The 20243-nt window shown below is 70.1% G+C and carries 13 protein-coding genes and 1 pseudogene; 10 read left to right on the forward strand and 4 right to left on the reverse strand.

Annotated features, from left to right (window positions below; translation table 11 throughout):
• Positions 1-13: 13 nt before the first annotated feature.
• Positions 14-1318 (reverse strand): AAA family ATPase, encoded by a 1305-nt coding sequence (locus ACQPZW_RS04655; RefSeq protein ID WP_433793595.1) that lies wholly within the window; start codon positions 1316-1318, stop codon positions 14-16.
• 158 nt (positions 1319-1476) lie between these two features.
• Between ACQPZW_RS04655 and ACQPZW_RS04660 the strand changes: the two genes are divergently transcribed.
• The 3 genes from ACQPZW_RS04660 (at position 1477) to ACQPZW_RS04670 (ending at position 3888) form a co-directional block, all read left to right on the forward strand.
• The gene (locus ACQPZW_RS04660) at positions 1477-1863 is read left to right on the forward strand and encodes a hypothetical protein (protein ID WP_433793596.1); all 387 of its coding nucleotides are present in this window, start codon (positions 1477-1479) and stop codon (positions 1861-1863) included.
• A 179-nt stretch (positions 1864-2042) separates the two neighbouring features.
• Positions 2043-2498, forward strand: coding sequence for a hypothetical protein (locus ACQPZW_RS04665; protein WP_433793597.1), 456 nt, complete (start codon positions 2043-2045; stop codon positions 2496-2498).
• Between the two features lie 721 nt (positions 2499-3219).
• Positions 3220-3888, forward strand: a complete 669-nt coding sequence (locus ACQPZW_RS04670) for a hypothetical protein (protein WP_433793598.1) — start codon at positions 3220-3222, stop codon at positions 3886-3888.
• A gap of 463 nt (positions 3889-4351) precedes the next feature.
• Here ACQPZW_RS04670 and ACQPZW_RS04675 read toward each other — a convergent pair whose 3' ends face one another.
• A complete protein-coding gene (locus ACQPZW_RS04675; protein WP_433793599.1) occupies positions 4352-5227 on the reverse strand; it encodes a hypothetical protein in 876 nt (291 codons plus the stop codon).
• Between the two features lie 109 nt (positions 5228-5336).
• Between ACQPZW_RS04675 and ACQPZW_RS04680 the strand changes: the two genes are divergently transcribed.
• The 5 genes from ACQPZW_RS04680 (at position 5337) to ACQPZW_RS04700 (ending at position 13800) form a co-directional block, all read left to right on the forward strand.
• A complete protein-coding gene (locus tag ACQPZW_RS04680; protein WP_433793600.1) occupies positions 5337-9533 on the forward strand; it encodes an AAA domain-containing protein in 4197 nt (1398 codons plus the stop codon).
• 337 nt (positions 9534-9870) lie between these two features.
• Positions 9871-11544 (forward strand): EAL domain-containing protein, encoded by a 1674-nt coding sequence (locus tag ACQPZW_RS04685; protein ID WP_433793601.1) that lies wholly within the window; start codon positions 9871-9873, stop codon positions 11542-11544.
• 19 nt (positions 11545-11563) lie between these two features.
• Positions 11564-11953, forward strand: coding sequence for a cupin domain-containing protein (locus ACQPZW_RS04690; protein WP_433793602.1), 390 nt, complete (start codon positions 11564-11566; stop codon positions 11951-11953).
• A 229-nt stretch (positions 11954-12182) separates the two neighbouring features.
• A complete protein-coding gene (locus tag ACQPZW_RS04695) occupies positions 12183-12662 on the forward strand; it encodes a MarR family winged helix-turn-helix transcriptional regulator (RefSeq protein ID WP_433793603.1) in 480 nt (159 codons plus the stop codon).
• Positions 12663-12714: 52 nt separating this feature from the next.
• Positions 12715-13800, forward strand: coding sequence for an S-(hydroxymethyl)mycothiol dehydrogenase (locus tag ACQPZW_RS04700; RefSeq protein ID WP_433793604.1), 1086 nt, complete (start codon positions 12715-12717; stop codon positions 13798-13800).
• A gap of 76 nt (positions 13801-13876) precedes the next feature.
• Here the strand turns inward: ACQPZW_RS04700 and ACQPZW_RS04705 are convergent, their stop codons facing one another.
• Both ACQPZW_RS04705 and ACQPZW_RS04710 read right to left on the reverse strand, forming a co-directional pair.
• Positions 13877-15250: an MGH1-like glycoside hydrolase domain-containing protein gene (locus tag ACQPZW_RS04705; RefSeq protein WP_433793605.1), complete on the reverse strand. Its 1374-nt coding sequence runs from the start codon at positions 15248-15250 to the stop codon at positions 13877-13879.
• Positions 15251-15379: 129 nt separating this feature from the next.
• Positions 15380-16446 (reverse strand): annotated as a pseudogene (locus ACQPZW_RS04710) (DNA polymerase ligase N-terminal domain-containing protein).
• A 361-nt stretch (positions 16447-16807) separates the two neighbouring features.
• Here ACQPZW_RS04710 and ACQPZW_RS04715 point away from each other — a divergent pair.
• Together ACQPZW_RS04715 and ctaD are read left to right on the forward strand one after the other, a co-directional pair.
• Positions 16808-17914: an FAD-dependent monooxygenase gene (locus tag ACQPZW_RS04715; protein ID WP_433793606.1), complete on the forward strand. Its 1107-nt coding sequence runs from the start codon at positions 16808-16810 to the stop codon at positions 17912-17914.
• Between the two features lie 112 nt (positions 17915-18026).
• The gene (ctaD, locus tag ACQPZW_RS04720) at positions 18027-19781 is read left to right on the forward strand and encodes an aa3-type cytochrome oxidase subunit I (protein ID WP_433793607.1); all 1755 of its coding nucleotides are present in this window, start codon (positions 18027-18029) and stop codon (positions 19779-19781) included.
• Positions 19782-20243: the final 462 nt, after the last annotated feature.

Here is a 20243-nt window from a genome sequence, read left to right on the forward strand (position 1 = left end):
GTCAACGGTAGCGTCACGGACGGTATAGATGGGCAAGCATCGATTGATTAGCCTCCCATCCGTCCGGGAACTTCACGGGAACATTCAGGTGCACCGGCTCGGTCGACGGGTGCGCGTCGAGCAGCTCTGCTATGCCGGCCCGCGCCACCACAACGCACGCATGCCGGTGCCGCGAGGTCAGCACGCAGAGGCGGCCCGACTCCAGGTGGAAGGCGGTCGCGTCACGCCTGCCGGAGAGCGGATGCAGCACCACGGTCAGGTCGTACTCCCGCCCCTGCAGGCGGTTGGCGGTGTCCACCGTGATGCCGGCCGCCTCCGACGGCAACAGCGATCGGATCACCGCGACCTGGTCACGGTGGGCGGCCCCGACCGCGATCCGATCCGGCGTCAGCCGGCCGGTGCCGGACTCCGAGGACGCGACGCCCTCCCTGGCCAGCGCACGTGCGGCGAGTGTCGCGCAGGCGGCGGCGGCCTCCGCGTCGGTACGCACGGTGAACCGCTCCGCCAGCTCGTGCAGCCCCCAGCCCGTGGTGGCCGCCGAGTCGAGCACGGCGTCGAACGCGTCCCGCCCCGGCCGCTCGAAGGCGAGCGTGCGGTCACCCGGCCCGGTCCCCGAACGAAACCCGGTGAACGGGTAGAACGCCTGCGCCACCACCGGCGCCGCCGACGCGGGCAGTCGCCACGACACCGGCAGACGATGCACCGGCAGGTCCGGATTGTGCCGCAGCAGCACCGCCACCGCGCTCTGCATCGGATCCCAGGACAGGCCGATCCACCGCTCCACCTCCACCGTCGAGAAGGGATCGAGCTGGCCGGGATCACCGACGAACAGAGCGCGTGCGAACCGGGGCGCGACACGCAGAAGAGCATCGGAGCGCATCTGGTACGCCTCGTCGACGATCGCCCACGGCCAGGTGCCGTCGGTGACCGTGGCCCACTTGGCCGCCGTGCCGATGGTGACCGGCGGCGACCCCAGATCAGCGACCTTGGCCGCGACCCGGCAGCCCGGATGCGCCCGGACCCGGGGCGTCGGCTCGTAGTCGACCGCTGACAGGCGGCCCACGCGAAGCTCCGGTGACCGCGCCCCGAGCCGCTCGATCAGATCGTCCACCTGCTCGTTCGTCTGTGCCACGATCATCAGTGGGTCGCCGGTGGCGGCCAGCTCCCCGGCGGCCCGGACCACCAGCGTCGACTTGCCGGCGCCCGGTGGCGAATCGACCACCACCCCACGATGATCACCCGTGGTGAGATCACGGAGAACCGCCGTGATGACGGCCGCGGCCTCCTCGGCCGGGCTGGCGAGCGTGTGCGAACCCATTCCGGCACGGTAGCGCCAACCTCCGACAGAACCGGGCGGCTACCCCGACGCGGCGCCCGTGAGGTGTGCGGAGAGTAGTTATCCACAGGCCTTCCCCAGGGGTACGCCGATCTCGCTACCGTCTGCTGCGAAGTCATCACGATGAATGAGGAGGCGGCATGTTCGACGGACGGGCCTTCACCGGCGACCAGCGGTTGATCGACGAGTGGCGTGGGGCGATCGAGAAGCGCGCGGCCCACACCCGGGAGCTGGAGACGCGCCTGGCACAGCTCTCCGAGACCTCGCGAAGTCCGGACGGACTGGTCACGGTCACCGCCGGCCCCGCGGGTGACCTGACCGCTCTCGATCTCGACCTCGACCTCGGTGAGGGCATCCGGCACAGGGCCGCGGCCGTCACCGCCCGGGAGATCGTGACGACGTTGCGGGCGGCCCACGTCGCTCTGGTCGCCGCGGTCGCGGCCGTGGCTTCGGAGATCGGCGGGGCGGACGTCTCCGTCGTCGAGGGCTCGGCTGATTCGGACACCTCCCGCCCGCGGGGTGCGTAAGGCGTCCCCGGCCCCGCCGGCGGCTCACCCCGGCGCAGACCGGTGGCCTACCCCTGCCTGGCCGGCGGCTTATCCCGGCGCCAGCCAGTGGCCTACCCCTGCCTGGCCGGCGGCCCATCCCGGCACCGGCCGTCCTGAGCAAGTCGACCCTGATTCCTGGAACGGAGAGGACCGAGGCGTTGTCCACGCAAGAGCACGTGTACTTCCATTCGGAGCACAGCGCGGTGGAGTTCGCCGCGACGATCGGGCCCGCCGTCGGCATGACGGTGATCCGGGGCGGGCGCGGGGAGACCTTCCTGTCCCGCCCACTGCCGGACGGCGGCGCGGTCGGCGGCGAGTTGCGCGCCAATGAACTGGCCGACCCGGGGGAGCCCTCGTTCCTCGACGTGTTCCCCCTGGTGCTGGACCTGGGAATCACCATCGGTGACCGAGGGCGCCAGTTGGCCGAGGCGCGTGCGCTCTTCACCGAATTGGCCGGGGCGTCGCCGGTGCCGGTCGCGCTGGTGCGTGGTTACGACTTCCTGCTCGGCGCTGCGGACGGTGGTGAGAAGCTCGTCTGGTTTCCGGAGAACGTCACTCCGTATGCCGAGGACCGAGAGACGTGGCTGCCATTTCAGCCGGCCGCGCACAGCTGATTGACGGCGTGCCGAACAGTCTGGCCGGAATCGATCCGTGCGTTTTCGGCGTCTGCCGGAAATCCATCGCCGGTGAGTTTGGATCTTCGTAGCGATGGTTAGTGGCTCAGGAAAGCTGCGAAAGGTGCGAAGCGCTTAGAAGCGAACGTTCCGATAAGTCGGACTGATGACGAAGAATTGATCATGGCCGGGAGAGCGTTTCCCCGCCGACCTCGACGTCTCCGATGGTGATCTGACGGGTATCTGACACTTGACGGCTGTCCCATTCGGGTCAGGCAAGATCCACGCGTTCGTCGCCGCGGTTCACGTGAAAAGGGACGCGCGTACTGTAATTCATTTCAACTCTCTCGCCTCGGCGGCGGTGATCCGGCGGTCGACCGCCGGAGCGTCGACCCGCTGGTGAAGCAGTACTTGATCACGTGCTGTGAAGCATTGTTTGCGCTCTCGTCACCGCTCGGAAATATCTCTCCGCTTGAATATCGGGTACCGGTTAATAGCGAAACGGGCATGCAACTTGCGCCTGTGCGCCGCCGCGCAAGTTGCATGTTCTGCCTCTCGCCGGCCTGCCGCCTCATCGTTGTGGCCAAGTGCTGATCGACATGTTCGATTTCATTCACGGTTGTTGTTGTGATCTCGTTCTTCCCCCTTCCAGTCGATCAATGAAAGTGCAACTCTTCTAGCCAGCAGTGACGTCGGCATCACGGACGGTGGTGGTGGGGAAATGCGTCCAGACGTTCTCGTCGGTCCGAGTGATTGGCTGATCGAGCAGTTCGGCGACAAGATCGCAGACGAGCTGTGGACTCGGGTGCCGGAGGCCTTGAGCACGGCGATCGATCGTGAGGTCCACGCTCACCCAGCCATGACCCAGACCATGGAGCGTGTGCTGGCGAACCCTCGATGGCCTCTTCCCTATGAAGAGCTCGTCCTCTTCCTGGGGACCCTGCCGGGTGCGGAGATCATCAGCGTGCCGCGCTCGGTGTACCAGTTGGTTCTGATCAACGGTCATGTGGTGGTGCCCTGGTGCTACGGCCAGTCCGCACGGCTCTCGATGCGCGACGCCGAGGTGGGCCGTTCATTCGGTCGTCTCGCCCGCGAGTTGCTGCGCCGGTTCGGGCCGCCCTGGCGCCGCTCGCCGGTCGAGGCGCCGTTGCCGCTGGACGCGGTCGACGAGCGGGAGGTCGCCAAGATCTGCGGGGCCATCGCCCGGATCGCGCCGCAACCGGAGGTGGTCATCGCCGGCTACGCGGGGGCGCCCAACCTGGGTCTGCTCCGCGCCTGCCTCGGCGAGATCAAGTCCACCGACAACGGCATGCTGAGCTGGAGTCACCTCGACGATCTGCCGCTGCCGCCTCCGGTGATCCCGCGCCCGCGGCGTATGCAGTTCCCCTGACCGCGCTCCGGGACCGGCCCGCCCGTTCCCGAGCCCGGCCGGTGTCGGTCACCCCGACCCACCCGGCGGAAGGCGGGCCAGCCGCCAGCCCGCCCAACGCGAACCGGACCGGCCTTTCGGCCGGTCCGGTTCAACATGTGACCCGAGATTCCGTCGGCCGGAGATCGAGTACCGGTTCGTCATGAAGGCTGTCTCATGGCGGTCGAGGCAAAACTTACCCCTGCCGGACCGAACGGCGGCGACGGGACCGGCGGCCGGCGTGGGCCAAGGGGGGATCGGGTCGGCGGTGGGCGTGGGTCGAACGGCCACGGGGTCGGCGGCGGGCGTGGGCCGCAACGGGGATCAGGCCGGTGGCGGGCGTGGCCAAGGGGGATCGGGCGGGCGGCCGGCGGCCGCGGGTGGGGCGGACGATGCCGGGTCGGCGAGGGCGAGAGGCGACGGGTGGAAGGTCTGCCCGGAGGGATCAGACGGGCGGGGCCAGGTAGGCGGTGGAGAAGGGCTCGCGCCGGGCTCGCATGTCGGCGTAGGTGGTCACCAGCAGTGGTGTGGTGACGATGCCGATGACCAGGCCCGCGGCGCCGGTGGTGAGGGTGGAGACGATCACGCCGATGGAGCCGCCGATCATCAGCTCGAGGACGCCGCCGACGGCCGCGAAAACGACGAGGCCGGCGATGCTGATGCCGGCCAGGGTGGCGACCCGGGCGACGGAGCTGCCGAGGTCGGCGTGGAAGAGGGTGAAGGCCCGGCCGATGCCGGAGCCCGGTTCCAGGGTGGCGATCACGGGCAGGATCATCAGCGCGGCGCCGACGTAGAAGACCGGCAGGAAGCAGGCGAGGGCGGCGCCGACGAAGACGAAGGCGGCGAGGAACCCCCAGCCGATGACGGCGGGCGCACGGCGGACGCCGGCGCCGAACGCGGCTGCGACGCTGACCTTCCGGCCGGTGGCGGCGAGGACGACCAACTGGACGCTGACGGCCACGGCGACCGCGGAGAAGAGGCTCGCGACGATGCTGACCGCGGTGAACTGCCACACCGCCGACAGGTAGCCGCTCAGGTCCGGCAGCCGGCCCGGGGTGATGCGGAGGGCGGCGGTCTCCTCGGCGAGCCGGAGGCCGGCTGGCAGGGTGAGGGCGGTGGCCGGCACGGTGGCGATCGCGTGGACGGCCAGCACCTGACGCCACGTCTGCCGGGCCAGGGCGGCGCCGCGCCGCCACCACCCCTCGTAGTCGGGGCTGACCAGCGGGTCGGCCGGTGTCGGGTAGTACGCCGGCGGGAGTGTCGGAGGCTGCCCGGGCCAGTAGTGCCCGTTGTCGTCCCGCTCCGCCCAACCTTGATTCACGTGCTTCCCCAGGACCCTCGTTGCAAGATCAGCGGCGACACCTTAGCGGTTCCGGAACCCCTCGCGCCGCCCCGGAACGTGAGGCGCAGACAGGCCCTACACTCCGGAGATGGCCGACCAGCGGGAATCGCCCACCACGATCCGTGACAGGGCTGTGGCGGTCGCCGACTACCTGCTCGCGGTGCGGGCCCAGATGGAGCGTCCGGCCCGGACCGTGCCGTCCGACGCGCACTGGCTGCACGATCTTCCCGACCATCCGGACTGCCGGACCGGCCCCGCCGCGGACGACTCCTCGTGGCTGCGGGTGGGCCGTCCGGAGCTGCCCGGCCCGGCGCCGGTGCCGGCGACACTGCGGCGTCGGCTGCGGGGTGAGGTGACAGCCGGTGAGGAGCCCCGGCTGGACGAGGCGGGCGCCGACTTCGACACCTGGCGCGACGAGGTGTGGCGGCCCTGGTCACTGGCTACGGCCACCGCCGAGCAGACTCGTGACCTGCACCGGCGCCTGTTCGACCGGATGCATCAGCTGGACATGGCGGCCGCCACCACCGAGTTGGTCTGGGGCCACGGCATCCTGGAGACGGCGATCGACGGCGTGCGGGTGCGCTATCCGCTGGTCGCGACGCCGGTCCTGATCGAGTATGACGCGGACCGCGCCCTGATCACGGTCTCTCCGGCCGGCCCGGCCCGGCTGCAGACCGAGGCGCTCGCCGGGCTCGACGACCGTCATCTGGCGCAGCTGTCGGCGCTGACCGGCCCGGGTGGCGCGGTCGAGGTGGATCTGTGGAGCGACACGGATCGCCGGGAGTTGTTCGAGCGGGCGCTGACCAGACTGGGGTTCGACCGCACGGTGGTGGGCGCCGCCGAGGAGAAGCCGTCGGCGGAGGCGTTCGTCCGCGACGTCGCCGTCCTCTTCGCCCGTCCGCGCCAGCGTCACCTGCGCGGGTTCCTGGAGAACATGCGCAACCGCCTGACCAGTGCGGGCAACGAGGGCGGGGTCGGCGCTCTGGCCGCGGTGGTGGCGCATGAGCCGAGCCGCCTGCTGATGCCGGACGAGACACCGGAGTCCTGGGAGCGGGTCGGGGAGCGGCTGCTCATGCCGCTGCCGACGAACGAGGCGCAGGAGTCGATCGCCCGCCGCCTGGCGCATCACCGCAACGTGGCCGTGCAGGGCCCGCCGGGCACCGGCAAGACGCACACGATCCGCAACCTGATCTGTCATCTGATGGCGAACGGCAAGCGGGTCCTGGTGGTGGCGCAGAAGGAGGAGCCGCTGCGGGTGCTGCGCGACGGGCTGCCCGAGGAGGTGCAGCCGCTGTGTCTCGCCGTGCTCGGCCGGACCACCGATCAGCTGGTGCAGTTGCAGCTGGCGGCGCGGGAGCTCTCCGACCGGGCGGCGACGCTGGACAAGGCGGCCGAGGAGCGCCGGGTGGACCGGCTGACCCGCAACCTGGAGGAGGCGGAGCGGGAGCTGGCCGCGGCGATGGCGGGACTGCGCCTGATCGCCGAGAGCGAGGCTCAGACGTACCAGATAGGTGGGGTTGCCCTGCTCCCCGCCGAGGTCGGCGGCTGGCTGCGGGAGCGGGCGGCCGCGCACGGTGGCATTCCGGACCCGATCGCGGGCCCGGCGCCGTTGACCATCGAGGAGTTCGCCACGCTGCTGAAGCTGGCGGCCCGGCTGTCGCCGGAGGACCGGTCGGCCGCGATGCGGCCGTTGCCGGAGATCTCCGACCTTCCGGACGCCGCGGCGGCGGCTGCGTCGCGGGAGAGGATGGCGCGGACCGAGGCGAGCCTGTCGCGGTTGGCGGACGAGGGCGTCGACCTGGCGGGGGTACGCGCAGAGGGCCGTTCCGGGATGACCGACCTGCTCACCGAGGTCCGTGAGGCCGTGGCGTGGCTGCGCCGGCGTGAGGGGACCTGGACCGACCGGCTGGGCCGGCTGCTCGACGACGCGCACTGGCGCACGATCTGGAACGACCAGGTGGTCGCCACCGAGAACCTGTTCGCCGAGCTGGCCGTGCTGACCCGGGAGGTGGCCGGCCACCGGATCACGATGCCCGAGCCGATCCTGGCCGAGCCGAAACTGCTGTTCACCCGTCTGTCCGAGATCCGGCAGCGATTCGAGGCGGGCCGTGGCCTGAGCCGGATCCTGCAGCCGGGGCTGTACCGCCTGGCCGATGAGGTGCGGGTGGACGGCGAGCCGTTGCGCACGGTCGCCGACGTCGACGTGGCACAGAAGGCGGTGCGCCGTGGCCAGGCCCGCCAGCGGCTGGGTGAGGCCTGGTTCGAGTGGGTGCAGCGCCTGGCGATCCCGGAACCGGCCGGTGGCTGGGGTGATCCGGAGATCTGGGCCGGCGGTCTGCTCGCCGACGCGAAGCAGTCACTCGACTTCGACCTGAACCGGTGGCCGCCGCTGGCCCGGCGGATCGCGGTGCTCATGCCGCAGCGGGAGCTGTCGGTGGACGCGGCCCGGCTGGCCGGGGTGGCCGACGTGCTGGAGACCCTGGCCGAGGTGTTCGCGATGGAGCGGACCGTCGCCCAGGACCGGGCGGTCGCCGAGCGGGTGGCGGTCTGGCCGCACCTGGCCGAGGCGTGGAGGACGCTGGACGGCTGGGACGACGCGATCGCCGAGGTGCGCCGGCTGGTGCTGTTGCAACCGGACGTGATGCGGTTCGACGCCGCGTACCGCCGGCTCGCGGTGGCCGCGCCGGAATGGGCTGCGCAGATCGGCGGCGGCGAGCACCCGGTGGTCTCCGGCCAGGCGTGCCTCGAGGCCTGGGAGTGGCGTCGCGCGCAGACCTGGTTCGACGGGGTGGTCGGTGAGGTCGATCCGGCCGTGCTGGCCCGGCGGGTGGAGCGGGCCCGTGACCGGATCCGGCGGCTGACCGGCGAGCTCGTGGTGGCGTCGGCGTGGCTGGAGGTGTCCCGGGCGCTCGACGACCGGCGCCGGGCCGCGCTGGCCGACTGGACCACGGCGCTGCGCAAGATCGGCAAGGGCACGGGGCGGAGCGCGGCGACCTGGCAGGCGCACGCGCAGCGGGCCATGGAGTCGGCGGTCACCGCGGTGCCGGTCTGGGTCATGTCGGTGGACCGGGCGATCGAGCAGTTCGCCGGCGGTGCCCGGTTCGACGTGGTGATCGTCGACGAGGCGTCGCAGGCCGACCTGTTCTCGCTGCCGGTGCTGTCGCTGGCCGAGCGGGCCGTGGTGGTCGGCGACGACCAGCAGATCGGCCCGCAGTTGGGGTTCGTCGGATCGGTCGAGGGCCTGATCAGGCGCCATCTGACCGGGGTGCCGTCGGCCGAGCACTTCGACCCCGAGTCGTCCCTCTACGACCATGCGGTACGCCGTTCGCCGGAGCGGATCCTGCTGACCGAGCACTTCCGCAGCGTCCCGCAGATCATCGAGTTCTCGTCACGTCACTACTACGACGGCAAGATCAGGCCGTTGCGGGCGGACCGGCCCGCGCTGCCGCCGATCCAGACGGTGCACTGCGCCGACGGGGTGCGCCAGACGATCGCCGGCTTCGGTGACGTGAACCTGGAGGAGGCCACCGCGCTGGTCGAGCGGGTCACGAAGATCGTCGCCGATCCGCGTTACGACGGTAGGACGATCGGCGTGATCAGCCTGCTGAGCAGCAGCGGGCAGGCGAACTACCTGTTGGAGCAGTTGCACGAGGCGATCGGCGAGGACGAGATCCAGGCTCGGCGGCTGCGGGTCGGCGACGCGTACACGTTCCAGGGCGACGAGCGGGACGTGGTGCTGGTGTCGATGGTGGTGTCCGAGAAGGATCCGCGGGTCGCCGCGTTCACCAAACGGGACTACCACCGGCGGATCAACGTGGCGGCGTCCCGGGCCCGCGACCAACTGTGGATCTTCCACTCGGTGCGGCCGGGCGCTCTGCTCGCCGACGATGCCAGGGGACGGCTTCTGTCGTACGCCATCGATCTGCCCTCGGAGGCAGCGACGGCCGATCCCTCCGCGCACTGCGAGAGCGACTTCGAGCGTGAGGTTCTGCAGTTGCTGGTGGGCCGGGGTTTCCGGCCGATCCCGCAGTTCCGGATCGGCGCCTACCGGATCGATTTCGTGCTGAACGCGCCGGACGGGCGGCGGCTCGCGATCGAGTGCGACGGCGACGCCTATCAGGGGCCGGAGCAGTGGGAGAGCGACATGCGCCGTCAGTCGGTGCTGGAGCGGGTCGGCAACTGTGTGTTCGTGCGGATCCGGGGCAGCGTCTTCGCCCGGGAGCCCGAGGTGGCGATGCGTCCGGTCTGGCAACGTATAGGTGAGTTGGAGATCACTCCCGTCTGATCTCACGCCGTGTGCATCAACGACTGCTTTGGGTGCATGTGGACGGTGCCGAGCGGGTAGGAAAATGCGGAAGGTTCCACAGCAAACACTCGCAGTGACTGTCTGTCATGGAGAAGGCGAGGGTATTTCGACGTAAATGTGGGGGAACGAGGTCATCCATTCGGTTGTTTCGTTACTCTGGATGGGCGATAATTCCCTGCTCCTGGCCTTGCTTGCGGATTCGGTAAAAGTTTGACGCCTACGTCCACTGTTACTACGGCCCCGTGACAGGTCGTAATAGGTGAGGGGTCCTGGGTGACAGGAGGAGCGGCCGTGCGCAAGGGGGAGGTGGCGGTATATGACGGTGCCCGAAGAACGGGAGCGATGGACCGCCACGTCGACACCCGCGCTCCCGGAGCCACGGCAGCCGGCCGACGAACGGGCGGCCTGGTTCACGTACACCGCGGCCGGTGACCAGATCGTCTGGTCGCCCGCCTTCGCCGCGATGGTCGGCCGCATCCCCGCCGAGAAGGGCAAGACCCGGCAGATCCTCGCCCGGCACGTGCACCGCGACGACCACGCCAAGGCGCTCGGCGCCATCACCGAGGCCTGGACCAGCCAGAAGACCGTGCACACCACCGTCCGGCTGATGCGCGCCGACGGCGGCTGGTTCGACATCGACTGCACGCTGGAGCCGATGGCCGGCCCGGACGGCGCGGTCCGCGGCATCCGCGGCACCGTCCGTGACGTCTCGGCCCGCGAGCGCGCCCGCCGCGAGTCGGCCCGGCTGACCCGGCGCGGCGAGACGGTGCAGGCCTCCCTGGTCGAGCCGGACCCGGCGACCGGCCTGCTGATCCGCGCCCGGTTCGCCGACGAGATCGACCGTGCGCTGCGCGGGGACGGCGGCGCCCTGCTGGTGGTCCGGGTCCAGTCCGGTGACACCGCCGAGGAGGGACGCCCGGACCACAACGCCGACCTGCTGCACCGCGCCGCCCGTCTGGTCGAGGAGCGGGCCCGCCCGGAGTACCTGCTCGGCCGGGTCGGGCCCAACGAGATCGGCGTGCTGTTCTCCCGGACCACCTGGCGCGCCGCCCGTGAGCAGGCCCGTGACCTGATCGCGGCGCTCAGCGAGCACTCACACTGCTGGGGTGGCCTGGTCCGCTTCGAGCGCGACGCCGAGGCCGGCAGCCACGGTCTGTTGATCGATGCCGAGCAGGCGTGGCGGCAGTCCCGGGAAGCGGAGCGGGCTATCACGCTCGTCGCGCACCCGGTTCCGGTCCGGGACCGGCAGGGCTCGTATCGCAGCCGGGTCGCCGACGCGCTCGGCACCGACCGGTTCACCCTCTACTCGCAGCCGATCCTGGAGCTGCAGACCAACCGGGTGACCCGGCACGAGCTGCTGCTGAGGGTGCTCGACGAGACCGACGGGCCGCAGTCGCCGATCCAGGTGCTGGACGCGGCCGAGCGGCTCGACGCGATCTTCGACATCGACCTGTGGGTGGTCGAGCGGGCCATGCGCCTCGCCGCCGAGCAGCCCGGGCTCTGCCTGCAGGTCAACCTCTCCGGCCGGTCGGTGGGCGACCCGCGGCTCACCAACGAGGTGGAGAAGCTGCTGGAGCGCTACCGGGTCGACCCGGCTCAGCTGACCTTCGAGATCACCGAGACGGCGCTGATCGGCAACCTGAGCGAGGCCCGCCGGTTCGCCGACCGGGTCCGCGACCTCGGCTGCGGGCTGGCGCTCGACGACTTCGGCTCCGGCTACGCGTCCTTCCGCTACCTGCGGCTCTTCCCGATCGACCTCGTCAAGATCGACGGGGAGTACGTCGTGGATCTCGTCGACAACCCACAGGACCAGGTTCTGGTACGGGCTCTCGTGCAGGTCTGCCAGGCGTACGGCATCCACACCGTCGCCGAGTTCGTGCAGGACGAGGCCACCCTCCGGATGTTGCGTGAGCTGGGGGTCGACTACGTACAGGGCTATCTGATCGGTCGCCCGTCGCCCGTCGTCCCCGGCCGATTGCGAAAGTCCTGACCTGGGTAACGACGGGGGCATGGAGCACTTCACGATTGCCACTGTCGCTGAACAGAGCCCCGACTTCCGCCGCGTGCTCTGGACCGGAAAGCACACCCAGCTCGTCATCATGACCGTCCCGCCGGGCGGCGAGATCGGCGAGGAGGTCCACGAGGTGGACCAGATCCTGACCTTCGTCAGCGGTGTCGGCAAGGCCGTGGTCAGCGGCCAGACCCGCAAGGTCCAGCAGGGTGACCTGGTGGTGGTGCCGGCCGGCCGCAAGCACAACTTCCTCAACGACGGCCCGAACCCGCTCGTCCTCTACACCGTCTACGGTCCGCCGGAGCACGCCGACGGCGCGGTGCACAAGACCAAGGAGGAGGCCGACGCGCTCGAGGAGGCGGGCAAGGACGAACCGCCCACCGAGTGACTCGGACGTCAAATCACGGTGACCTCGGTCAGAGGTCACGACGCCGGAACCGGCCGAGGCCCCCCAGCCAGCCGGTTCCGGCGCCGTGTTCAGGGGTTAAAGTCCCCGGACAGCCTACCTGCCAAAGTTCACGGAAGTCGATCGAATCAGTGGGCCATCCGTAACGCCTTGGCTGGATCTCACCTGTCCGGTCACTACCGTAACGGTCGATCGCCACTAACCTGCCAGGATGGACGAGCCCCGCTGGTTGACCGACGAGCAGCAGCACGCCTGGCGGCAGGTGGTCGAGGTGCTCGTCCGGGTCCCGGCCGCACTGGAGGCGCAGCTGCAGCGCGACTCCGGTCTGACCCACATGGGCTATCTCGTCCTGATGACCCTCTCCGAGCTTCCGGACCGGCGCCTGGCCATGAGCAAGCTGGCCAAACGCGCCAGTGCCTCGCTCTCCCGGCTCTCCCACGTGGTGGCCCGCCTGGAGGAGAAGGGCTGGGTGCGCCGGGAACGGGATGCCGAGGACGGCCGGGTCCAGATCGCCGTGCTCACCGAGGCCGGCTGGGACAAGGTCACCGAATCAGCGCCCGGCCACGCCGAGGCGGTCCAGCAGCTCATCTTCGACCGGCTGACGACCGCGCAGGTCCGCCAGTTGACCAAGCTCGCCGAGTCTCTGCTGGAGACGCCGCTGGAGGTGCGATCCCGTCCCCTTTCCCGATGAGATCTGGAAGGCTGTCCTGATCGGACCACCGACCGGTGAAGGATGTGCGGGTATGAGTCAGCGGGTGCGGGGCGTGATCGCCCGGGAGAAGGGCAAGCCGGTCGAGGTGACCACCATCGTGGTCCCCGACCCAGGACCGGGCGAGGCGGTCGTCAAGGTGCAGGCCTGCGGGGTCTGCCACACCGATCTGCACTATCGCGAGGGCGGGATCAACGACGAGTTCCCGTTCCTGCTCGGCCACGAGGCGGCCGGGGTGGTGGAGGCCGTCGGTGACGGGGTGACCGACGTGGCGCCCGGCGACTTCGTGGTGCTCAACTGGCGTGCCGTCTGCGGCAACTGCCGGGCCTGCAACAAGGGCAAACCGTGGTATTGCTTCGCCACCCACAACGCGAAGCAGAGAATGACCCTGGAGGACGGCACCGAGTTGTCCCCGGCGCTCGGCGTCGGCGCCTTCGTCGAGAAGACGCTGGTGCACGCCGGCCAGTGCACCAAGGTCGACCCGTCGGCCCGGGCGGCCGCGGTCGGCCTGCTCGGCTGCGGCGTGATGGCCGGTCTCGGCGCGGCGATCAACACCGGCGGCGTGACGCGCGGCGACTCGGTCGCGGTGATCGGCTGCGGCGGTGTCGGCGACGGCGCGGTGGCGGGCGCGGCCCTGGCCGGCGCCACCACGATCATCGCGATCGACACCGACGACCGGAAACTCGAGTGGGCCCGCGGCTTCGGGGCCACCCACACGATCAACGCCCGCGAGACCGACGTGGTCAAGGCTGTTCAGGACCTCACCGGTGGATTCGGCGCCGACGTGGTGGTCGAGGCGGTCGGTCGCCCGGAGACGTACCGGCAGGCCTTCTACGCCCGCGATCTGGCCGGCACGGTGGTCCTCGTCGGCGTGCCCACCCCGGAGATGACCATCGAGTTGCCGCTGCTCGACGTCTTCGGCCGCGGTGGTGCGCTCAAATCCAGTTGGTACGGCGACTGCCTGCCCAGCCGCGACTTCCCGATGCTGGTCGAGCTCTACAAGCAGGGCCGGCTCGACCTGGACGCGTTCGTCACCGAGGAGATCGCGCTGGACGAGGTCGAGCAGGCGTTCGGCAAGATGCACACCGGCGACGTGCTGCGCTCGGTGGTCATCTTCTGATAGTTGTCTTCGTCTTCTGAGGGCTCGTCTTCTGAGGGCTCGTCTTCTACGGGCTCGTCTTCTGACGGCTCGTCTTCTACGAGCGGGCGTAGGCCGGCGCGGACCGGTCGGCCAGCAGATCCAGACAGAGGGCGGCGGTCCAGCTGAACGCCGGTGAGCCGAGGCCACCGCCGTCCTCCGGATGGAAGTACTCGTAGTGGCCGTTGCGGTGCACCAGCCGGACCAGCGCCTGCCGTAGGTGCTCCGCGTCGTCGTGCCGGCCGTGCACGAGCAGACCCCGGCGCAGCAGCCAGTTCACGTTCACCCAGACCGGGCCGCGCCAATAGCGGCGATCGTCGAAGGCCGGCCCGGTCCGGTCGTAACTGGGTGCGGGCAGCCCGAACCGGGGCGACTTCGCCTCCTCGGCCAGCGCGTCGGCGCGGCCACGGTCGAGATCCGGGAGCATCAGGGGGAGCAGGCCGCTGATGCTGCGTGCCCGGGTGCGGCGCCCCGACCGTACATCCAGGGCGTGAAAGAAGTCGGTCTCCGGATCCCAGAGCCGATGTGCGATGGCCGTGGTGATGCCCCGCGCGTGCTCCCGGTGCCGCCGCGCCTCGCCGGGACGGCCGAGCACCCCGGCGATCTGGGCCAGCGCCAGCTCGGCGGTGGCCAGGACGGCGTTGAACCCGGGGCACTCGACGACGAACGGGTGCCGCTCCGCCAGGTCGGTGTCGGAGTAGCCGCCGTCCCGGTAGTTCTCCACCAGCCCCAGATAGCGCGCGTAGTCGGTGTCGGTGGGCCGGTGTGTGACGTCCGAGACGTCCAGGTCGCGCCGGTGGTAGGTGTCCAGCAGCCGCAGGTCGGCCGGGACCGTGGCGAGGGCGTCGTCCCAGGCCGGGCTGTTGTCCAGCCCCGACTCCCACGGGTGCACGATCGAGGCGAGCCCACCGCCGCCCGCGTCCCGCCGATCGCCCAGGAACTCCTGCTGGGCCACCAGCCGGGGATAGAGCCAGCCCAGCTCGATGCGGGCCTGCTGGACGGCGTCCGCCCCGTGCGCGGCCGCGTGACGGTAGACCTCCCAGGCGGCGAGCGCGTGCATCGGCGGCTGGACCAGCCCGGTGCTGCCCCGCGCCGGCCGGCCGTTGTAGGCCGGCACGTTCCAGAACCGCGGCCCCGGGAAGTAGGCGTCCTCCGGGATCTCCGCGTCGAAGACGATGTGCGGCACCCGGCCGTCCGGCCACTGCGCCTCGAACAGGCTCCGCAGGTCACGCCAGGCCCGGGCCGGGTTGACGTAGGCCAGGCCGATCGCCGTGAACGCGGTGTCCCAGCTCCACTGGTGCGGATAGAGCGTCCGCGACGGGACGGTGTGGCGGCCGGTCCAGTTGGCGTCGAGCACCCCGGCGGCCGAGCGCCACAGCTCGGCGCACATCTCCGGGACGACGGGCGCGGTCGGGGACGGGACGGGGTGCATGCTGGCAACGCGCCTTTCCACTGGGCCGCCCGGATCATCGGCCGGCACGCCGCCGGCGCCAGGAGAACGGGCGCACGCATTCTGGCGTCGCCGGCGGGCAGCCCGTAGACCGGGGTGCCGGTTTTCTCGTCAGGCTTCGATCCTCCTCCAGAGGCGGCTCGCGCGGCCGGGCAGATAGGGGGAGTCCAGGCGTTTCGCGACGATCCCCGGCAGGCCCTGCGCGCGGGCGGCCTCACACGCGAACTCGCCCCCACCGGCGAAGAACGGTGGCGTCTGCCAGTGCGGGCCGGTCAGCGCCAGACTCTCCAGCAGCTCGCGGCGCTCGGCGTAGCGAACCAGCTCCACCGTGGAGTGACCCTCCAGCCACAACAGGTCATACAGCAGCAACTGCGCCGGCGTCCGCTCGGCGGCACGTTTCGCCGCGGCGGCGTCCTTCGGAGCCTCGCGGCGGGCCAGCAGGCCGGGATCCGGACGGGCGCCGGCGAAGGCGACGATCTCGCCGTCGAGCACGGCCTCGATCGGCGCGAGCGCCGGCCCGAGTGGCCGGATTTCCGGAAACCACCTGGTCACATCGGTCCCGGTCGCGTCGATGAGACGAAGCCTTCCCCCGAGACGTACGCGAGGACGCGCCGCCCGCCCCACGCCATCTCATATCCCCAGTCGGCGTCGTCGGGTGGCAGCCCCGCGAGCCGGGTCGCCAGCATCGGTGCCACCTCCTCGGGCATCGGCTCCCAGCCCGGCTCGGATGGATCCATCCGCCGGACCATCCAGTCGCGGTCGCCGGTCTGGAAGAAGACGTAACGCCCGTTGGTGCGCTCGCCGTGGAAGGTCACGCCGATCTCGTCGTCACGCCACTTGTCAGCCTCGTAGGTGCCCCGGTCGAAGATCGTCATACGGCCCCCGCCGTACTCCCCGGAGGGGATCTCGCCGGCGAACGCCAGATACTCCAGGGGGTGGTCCTCGGTGTGCCTGGCCAGGTGGTTGCGGGCTTGGTCGCGGGGGAGACCGCGGGGCACGGCGAACGAGACGAGCACGCCGTCGCGCTCCAGCCGGACATCCCAGTGCAGGCTGCGCGCGTGGTGCTGCTGGATGACGAACCGTTTGGTGCCGGTGATCCGCGGGCTGCTCCGTGGCACCGGCTCGGGGGTGCGCCGGGCGTCGCGCTTACGCCGGTACTCGTCGAGTCGGTCGGTCATGCCTCGATTGTCTGCCCCGGGTACGACAGAAATACACCGGTGTAACTCGCTGCGGCCGGGGTCGTCAGCCGAAAGTGTCGTACCCCGGTGGTTGGCTGTCGCCATGAACCGCTCCCCGCGTTCCCTCCACCGTATTTTCGCCCGTCGTCGGGCGGTCGCCCTGGCCCGGGCCGAGCGGGCCTTCGCCGCCGTGACCATCGAGGTGCCCGTCATGCCACAGGAGACTGTCCTCACGGGTTGCACAACCTAAGATCCCGCCCAAATCGGACCTGAGCCTGATCGCGGGTGTTCCCCCGCGACGGTTGCGGGGGGTAATGTTCTGGCTCCCACGCGTATCCATCGACAAGAAAGCGTTGGTGTGATGAGCTTGCGCATCCTCGTGGTGGGCGCCGGCATCGCCGGCTTGGCTGCGGCCCGGGGGCTGCGCGTCGCCGGCTTCCGGCCCGAGGTGGTGGAGGCGCTGCCCGCCACCGTGGTGCCCGGGGCCGGCATCTATCTCCCCGGCAACGCCTCGCGTGCCCTCCGGCTGCTCGGCCTCGACGTCCCGTTGCGCCCGCTCGGCGATCTGATCTTCCGGCAGGTCTTCCTCGACACCCGGGGCCGCGATCTGTTCGAGATGGATGTGGCCGGGCTGTGGTCCGGCGTCGGCGAGTCCCGCGCCCTGTCCCGGGCCGACCTCCAGCAGGTCCTGCTCACCGGGGTCGGCGGCGAGGTCCGCTTCGAGACCGAGGTGCGCGACGTGCAGATCGTCGACGGCGCGGCCAAGGTCGAGTTCGGTACGGGCGCGGTGACGGAGTATGACCTGGTCGTCGGCGCCGACGGGCGGCGCTCGCTGATCCGCGACAAGGTCGGCCTCGGCGGTGCGGCCACGCCGACCGGGCAGATCGTCTACCGGTCGGTCGTCACCGGGGGCCCGCCGCTCACCGACTGGACCGCGGTGCTCGGCCGTCGCTCGGCGTTCGTCGTCATGCCGATGGGTGGCCGCCGGCTGTACTGCTACGCCGACGAGACCGCGCCCGACTCGCCGAACCCGGAGGATCCCAAAGAGCGTCTGCGCGAGCTCTTCGGCTCGTGGGGCGGCCCGATCCCGGCCATCCTCGACAAGATCGAGAAGGTGCAGGTCGCGCGGACCGACGAGGTGGTCCTGCCGTCCTGGTCGACCGGCCCGGTGGTGCTCGTCGGCGACGCGGCACACGCCACCGCTCCGACGCTCGCCCAGGGCGCGGCGATGTCCTTCGAGGACGGGTGGGTGCTCGGCCAGGAGCTGCGCTCCTCCTCCACCGACATCCCGGCGGCGCTGCGGGCGTATGAGGATCGCCGGCGGTCCCGGTGCACCGAGGTGCGCGAGCGGACCCGCGAGCGGGACCGCGCCCGCGACGTCCCACCGCCGTTGCGCGACCCGATGCTGCGCCGTCGTGGCGCCCGCCTCTTCACCGATCACTACCGCGCGCTGGTGTCGCCGGTCTGACGTTTGGTCACCCCGCGACGGCCGAACGACTACGGGGGACTATTCTGCCACCGAGGTACGCCCGATCATCGGGGAAACCCGAGAGGGACGAACGAGACAACGGAGGCAATTCGTGACGACCGTTGCGCCGTCGCCGATCGCGACCCGACCATACCCGGTGCGGCGGCAGGTCAAGGGTTCGGCGTTTGCTCGGATCCTGCGCACGACGGACGCGAAGCAGATCGGGATCATGTACATGATCACGGCCTTCGTGTTCTTCCTGCTGGGTGGCCTGATGGCCCTCCTGATGCGCGCCGAGCTGGCCCGGCCGGGCATGCAGCTGCTCTCACCCGAGCAGTACAACCAGTTGTTCACCATGCACGGCACGATCATGCTGCTGTTCTTCGCGACGCCGATCGTGTTCGCGTTCGGCAACTACGTGGTGCCGATCCAGATCGGCGCGCCGGACGTGTCGTTCCCCCGGCTCAACGCGTTCGCCTACTGGCTCTACCTGTTCGGTGGTCTGATCACCATCGGCGGGTTCCTCACGCCGGGTGGTGCCGCCGACTTCGGCTGGTTCGCCTACACGCCGCTGAGCAACAGCCTGCACTCGCCGGGCGTCGGCGGGAACATGTGGGTGGTCGGGCTGGCGCTGTCCGGGCTCGGCACGATCCTCGGCTCGGTCAACCTGATCACCACGATCCTGACCCTGCGGGCCCCGGGCATGACCATGTTCCGGATGCCGATCATGACGTGGAACATGCTGGTCACCGCGCTGCTGGCGGTCATGGTCTTCCCGTTCCTGGCGGCCGCGTTGTTCGCGCTCGCCGCCGACCGGGTGCTCGGTGCGCACGTCTTCGATGTGGCGACCGGCGGGCCGATGCTGTGGCAGCACCTGTTCTGGTTCTTCGGTCACCCCGAGGTCTACATCATCGCGTTGCCGTTCTTCGGCATCATCACCGAGGTCATCCCGGTGTTCAGCCGTAAGCCGGTCTTCGGCTACAAGGGCCTGGTCGCGGCGACGCTGCTGATCGGCGCGCTGTCGATGTCGGTGTGGGCGCACCACATGTTCGCCACCGGCCAGGTGCTGCTGCCGTTCTTCAGCTTCCTGAGCTTCCTGATCGCGGTCCCGACGGGCATGAAGTTCTTCGTCTGGATCGGCACCATGTGGCGCGGCCAGATCAGCTTCGAGTCACCGATGCTCTTCGCGGTCGGCTTCCTGGTGACGTTCCTGTTCGGTGGGCTGTCCGGCGTGCTGCTGGCCTCGCCGCCGATCGACTTCCACGTCTCCGACTCGTACTTCGTGATCGCCCACTTCCACTACGTGCTCTTCGGCACGATCGTGTTCGCGGTGTTCGCCGGCATCTACTTCTGGTTCCCCAAGATGTTCGGCCGGATGCTCGACGAGAAGCTGGCGAAGATCCACTTCTGGCTCACGATGATCGGTTTCCACGGCACGTTCCTGGTGCAGCACTGGCTCGGCACCAAGGGCATGCCCCGCCGGTACGTGGACTACCTGCCGGCCGACGGCTTCACCTTCCTCAACACGTTCTCCACGATCGGCTCGTTCATCCTCGGCCTGTCGACGCTGCCGTTCATCTACAACGTGTGGAAGTCGTACAAGGTCGGCAAGCTCGTCACCGCCGACGACCCGTGGGGCCACGGCAACTCGCTCGAGTGGGCCACCAGCAGCCCGCCCCCGCTCCGCAACTTCGACCGGATGCCGCGGATCCGCTCCGAGCGCCCGGCCTTCGACGTGAAGTTCCCGGAGCTCGCCGCGGGACACTCGCTGGCCGGCCCGCCGGAGGGTGGCGCCCGGCCGCTCACCGCGGAGTCCGACGGCGGCGCGACCTACCAGGAAGACGTGGCCACCGACCGCGATCGTTGATCGCACGCAAGTCACCGTGATCGGCCCGCACTCATTCCGAGTGCGGGCCGATTCCGTCTTTCCTGTTCCCGTCACCCCTTGTCCCAGGCGCCATCGTTCTCGTCGGTCCTCCGTCTCGTCGGTCTTGTTCTCGTCGGTCCGTCGATCTCGTTCTTTCTGGTCTGGCGTCCCTTCGGTCCTGTTCTCGTCGTTCCTCCGCCCCTTCGGTCTTGTTCTTGTCGGTCTTGCGCCTTGTCGGACCTGTTCTCGGTTGACCTGTGCCCTTCAGCCCGGTTCGCGCTGATTCTGTGAGTGGGGCGAGAAGCGCTCCTGATGTGGTGGCCTGGAGCCGCGACCTGGCTCGGAAGGTCATCCTGGCCTGCGATGCGTCGCTCGTCACACCGGGCGCTCGAATGCCGGGTCGGGGCTCGAAGTGGTTGGCGTTGTGTCGTACCCCCACGGCAGGATGTGCGGTGGAGGTCA

The organism is Actinoplanes sp. CA-252034 (assembly GCF_050956125.1).
Lineage (GTDB): Bacteria > Actinomycetota > Actinomycetes > Mycobacteriales > Micromonosporaceae > Actinoplanes.

Excerpts from the sequence above, each read along its gene's own strand:
- ACQPZW_RS04655 (WP_433793595.1), bottom strand. The coding sequence starts at position 1,318 with ATGGGTTCGCACACGCTCGCCAGCCCGGCCGAGGAGGCCGCGGCCGTC.
- ACQPZW_RS04660 (WP_433793596.1), top strand. The coding sequence starts at position 1,477 with ATGTTCGACGGACGGGCCTTCACCGGCGACCAGCGGTTGATCGACGAG.
- ACQPZW_RS04670 (WP_433793598.1), top strand. The coding sequence starts at position 3,220 with ATGCGTCCAGACGTTCTCGTCGGTCCGAGTGATTGGCTGATCGAGCAG.
- ACQPZW_RS04680 (WP_433793600.1), top strand. The coding sequence starts at position 5,337 with ATGGCCGACCAGCGGGAATCGCCCACCACGATCCGTGACAGGGCTGTG.
- ACQPZW_RS04685 (WP_433793601.1), top strand. The coding sequence starts at position 9,871 with ATGACGGTGCCCGAAGAACGGGAGCGATGGACCGCCACGTCGACACCC.
- ACQPZW_RS04690 (WP_433793602.1), top strand. The coding sequence starts at position 11,564 with ATGGAGCACTTCACGATTGCCACTGTCGCTGAACAGAGCCCCGACTTC.
- ACQPZW_RS04695 (WP_433793603.1), top strand. The coding sequence starts at position 12,183 with ATGGACGAGCCCCGCTGGTTGACCGACGAGCAGCAGCACGCCTGGCGG.
- ACQPZW_RS04700 (WP_433793604.1), top strand. The coding sequence starts at position 12,715 with ATGAGTCAGCGGGTGCGGGGCGTGATCGCCCGGGAGAAGGGCAAGCCG.
- ACQPZW_RS04705 (WP_433793605.1), bottom strand. The coding sequence starts at position 15,250 with ATGCACCCCGTCCCGTCCCCGACCGCGCCCGTCGTCCCGGAGATGTGC.
- ACQPZW_RS04715 (WP_433793606.1), top strand. The coding sequence starts at position 16,808 with ATGAGCTTGCGCATCCTCGTGGTGGGCGCCGGCATCGCCGGCTTGGCT.